At 73.7% G+C, this 3408-nt stretch carries 3 protein-coding genes and 1 pseudogene; 3 read left to right on the top strand and 1 reads right to left on the bottom strand.

All coding sequences use genetic code 11. The annotated features are described in order from the left end of the window. Positions 1-628, top strand: a pseudogene (locus tag GT030_RS06405) (BACON domain-containing protein); the annotation flags it as partial. Positions 629-673: 45 nt separating this feature from the next. Here the strand turns inward: GT030_RS06405 and GT030_RS06400 are convergent. Then, on the bottom strand, positions 674-1498 hold the full coding sequence (locus GT030_RS06400) for a hypothetical protein (protein WP_161200240.1): 825 nt from the start codon (positions 1496-1498) through the stop codon (positions 674-676). 71 nt (positions 1499-1569) lie between these two features. On the opposite strand from GT030_RS06400, the gene GT030_RS06395 reads away from it, so the two are divergent. Beyond that, on the top strand, positions 1570-2502 hold the full coding sequence (locus tag GT030_RS06395) for a Ppx/GppA phosphatase family protein (RefSeq protein ID WP_161200239.1): 933 nt from the start codon (positions 1570-1572) through the stop codon (positions 2500-2502). A gap of 85 nt (positions 2503-2587) precedes the next feature. Further along, entirely contained in the window at positions 2588-3400 is an 813-nt protein-coding gene (locus GT030_RS06390) for a sugar phosphate isomerase/epimerase (RefSeq protein WP_161200238.1), read from the top strand. Positions 3401-3408: the final 8 nt, after the last annotated feature.

Raw genomic sequence — 3408 nt, 5'->3', positions numbered from 1 at the left:
CGGCGGCGACCCGGCGGGCGGCTACCAGAACGCGGGCAACGCCAGCGTGAAGCCCGGCACCCGGCCCACCGCGAAGGGCAAGTCGGACGTCTCCGTGGAGGTCGTCAGCGTCAACGGCGCCGGGAAGCCGGGCGCCGGCCGGCTCGCGGTCGCCGCCGCCCACCACGGCGACACCACGCTGATCACCCTCAGCGCCTCCGGCGACGCCCCGGTGCGCTGGTCCGCGACCACCTCCGCGCCCTGGCTCTACCTCAGCCGGTCCGCCGGCACCCTCGACCCCGGTGATTCGGTCACGGTCAAGGTGTACGTCGACCACCTGCGCGAGCCCTCGGGCCACTGGCGGGCCCGCGTGGCCGTCGCCCCGGCCGGCGCGGTCGTCACCATCGACGGCCACGGCCCGGCCCCCACGCCCTCGCGCCCCCAGCCCGGCTTCCCGACCCCGGACCAGACGACGCCGACGGCACCGCCCTCGCCGCCCTCCTCCGACCCGCCCAGCCAGTCCCCGCCACCGTCCAGCACCTCTCCGAGCCCGGACCCCGACCCGTCCGGCCCGTCCCCGTCCGACCCGCCGGAGTCGTCCCCGCCGCCGAGCGGCGACGAGGACAGCCCGAGTCCGGCCGACAGCTAGTGCGGGCATGGCGTCGCGCGGCAGACGGGAATGGTCAGACAGGGCCTAGGCGGGGTCCGCCGGGTGGGGAGCCACCAGCGGCAGCTGGGAAGCCAGCCGCTGTTTGCACAGCTCGGCCAGGCGGTCGTAGCCCGCCTCGCCCATCAGCTCGGTCAGTTCGGCCCGGTAGGAGACGTAGACCGGCTCGCCCGCGCCGTGCGCCGAGGTGGCCGAGGTGCACCACCAGTGCAGGTCGTGGCCGCCGGGGCCCCAGCCGCGGCGGTCGTACTCGCCGATGGAGACCTGGAGGACGCGGGTGTCGTCGGGGCGGTCGATCCAGTCGTAGGTGCGGCGGATCGGCAGCTGCCAGCACACGTCCGGCTTGGTCTCCAGTGGCTCCCGGCCCTCCCTGAGCGCCAGGATGTGCAGCGAGCAGCCCGCGCCGCCCTCGAAGCCGGGCCGGTTCTGGAAGATGCAGGAGCCCTCGAAGGGACGCGTCTGCCGTGAGCCCTCCTCGTCCTCCGAGACCCAGCCGCCCCGCAGCCCCTCGTCGCGGTGCTGCCAGATGTCCGGGGTGAGCCGGGCCACGTGCTCGGCGACCCGCTTCTCGTCGTCCTCGTCGGAGAAGTGCGCGCCCAGCGTGCAGCAGCCGTCGGCCGCGCGGCCCGCCTGAATGCCCTGGCAGCCCTGGCCGAAGATGCAGGTCCAGCGGGAGGTCAGCCAGGTCAGGTCGCAGCGGAAGACCTGCTCGTCGTCGGCGGGGTCGGGGAACTCCACCCACGCGCGCGCGAAATCGAGGCCCTTCTCGTCGTCCTTGAGGGCCTTGTCGGCTTTGCGCGACCTGGTCGGCTTGTCGGTCTTGTCGACCTTCGCCTTTTTCGTCTTTGGCACCTGTCCAGGGTAAGTCGCCTCAGGGCGGTACGGGCACCGCGGACAGGGCTTCTGGCAGTAGCGTTTCGTCCATGAGACTCGGTGTCCTGGACGTGGGCTCGAACACGGTGCATCTGCTGGTGGTGGACGCCCACCCCGGCGCCCGCCCGCTGCCCGCCCACTCCCACAAGGCCGACCTGCGGCTCGCCCAACTCCTCGACGACAGCGGCGCGATCGGCGACGAGGGCATCGAAAGCCTCGTCGCGGTCGTACGGGACGCTCTCCAGGCCGCCGAGGACAAGGGCGTCGAGGACGTGCTGCCGTTCGCCACCTCCGCCGTGCGTGAGGCCCGCAACGCCGACGACGTCCTCGCGCGCGTCGCCGACGAGACCGGCGTCCGCCTCCAGGTGCTCAGTGGCGCCGAGGAGGCCCGGCTCACCTTCCTCGCCGTCCGCCGCTGGTTCGGCTGGTCCGCGGGCAAGCTGCTCGTCCTCGACATCGGCGGCGGCTCGCTGGAGATCGCCTACGGCATCGACGAGGAGCCCGACGCGGCCGCCTCCCTGCCGCTCGGCGCCGGCCGCCTCACCGCGGGCTGGCTGCGCCAGGACCCGCCGACGACGGACGAGGTGCGCGCGCTGCGCCGCCACGCGCGCGCGGAGATCGCCCGAACCGTCGGCGAGTTCAGCCGGTTCGGCGCCCCGGACCATGTCGTCGCCACCTCCAAGACCTTCAAGCAGCTGGCCCGGATCGCGGGCGCCGCGCGGGACGCCGAGGGCCTCTATGTGCAGCGCGAGCTGAAGCGGGAGTCGCTGGAGGCGTGGGTGCCCCGGCTCGCCGCGATGTCCGCGGCGCAGCGCGCCGAGCTGCCCGGTGTCTCCGAGGGGCGGGCCGGGCAGATCCTCGCCGGTGCGCTGGTGGCCGAGGGCGCGATGGACCTGTTCGGCGTGGAGAGCCTGGAGATCTGCCCGTGGGCGCTGCGCGAGGGCGTGATCCTGCGGCGCCTGGACCACATGGGCTCGGCGTGAGCCGTACGCGGGCCCGCGATGGCGAAGCTCACACCGGCCCGTGGACACCCCCCGTCCCCGGTACCCCACCCCGTAAGGTGTGTCCGTGGCTGAACCAAGGGACGTAAAGGTCGCCCTGTCGACGGCCTCGGTCTACCCGGAGTCGACGGCGACGGCCTTCGAGATCGCCGCGCGCCTCGGCTACGACGGCGTTGAGGTCATGGTGTGGACCGACCCCGTCAGCCAGGACATAGAGGCGCTGCGCCGCCTCTCCGACCACCACGGCGTGCCGATCCTCGCCGTGCACGCGCCCTGCCTGCTGATCACCCAGCGGGTGTGGTCCACCGATCCCTGGACCAAGCTGCGCCGCGCGCAGTCGGCCGCCGAGAAGCTGGGCGCCTCCACCGTCGTCGTCCACCCGCCCTTCCGCTGGCAGCGGCAGTACGCCCGCGAGTTCGTCGGCGGCATCTGGCGCATGGCCGACGAGACCGACGTGCGGTTCGCCGTCGAGAACATGTACCCCTGGCGCTACCGCGACCGCGAGCTGCTCGCCTACGCCCCCGAGTGGGACGTCACCAAGGACGACTACCGGCATTTCACGATCGACCTCAGCCACACCGCGACCGCCCGCACCGACACCCTCGGCATGATCGACCGCATGGGCGACCGGCTCGGCCACGTCCACCTCGCCGACGGCCGGGGCTCCGCCAAGGACGAGCACCTGGTTCCCGGCCGCGGCACCCAGCCGTGTGCCGAGTTGCTGGACCGCCTCACCCGCACCGGCTTCGACGGCCATGTCGTCATCGAGGTCAACACCCGCCGGGCCATGTCCAGCGCCGAACGCGAGGCCGACCTCGCCGAGGCCCTCGCCTTCACCCGCCGCCACCTCGCGGCCGGCGCGCGGGTGCCCCGGCCGTGAGCGAGCCC

This window comes from Streptomyces sp. SID1328 (assembly GCF_009865595.1).
GTDB classification, from domain to species: Bacteria; Actinomycetota; Actinomycetes; order Streptomycetales; family Streptomycetaceae; genus Streptomyces; species Streptomyces griseoluteus.
The sequence above is the reverse complement of the archived record's forward strand: the minus strand, read 5'-3'. Positions and strand labels throughout refer to the sequence as shown.

What these genes read in the sequence shown, in the direction of transcription:
- GT030_RS06395 (WP_161200239.1), top strand. Translation starts at nt 1,570, where the DNA reads ATGAGACTCGGTGTCCTGGACGTGGGCTCGAACACGGTGCATCTGCTG.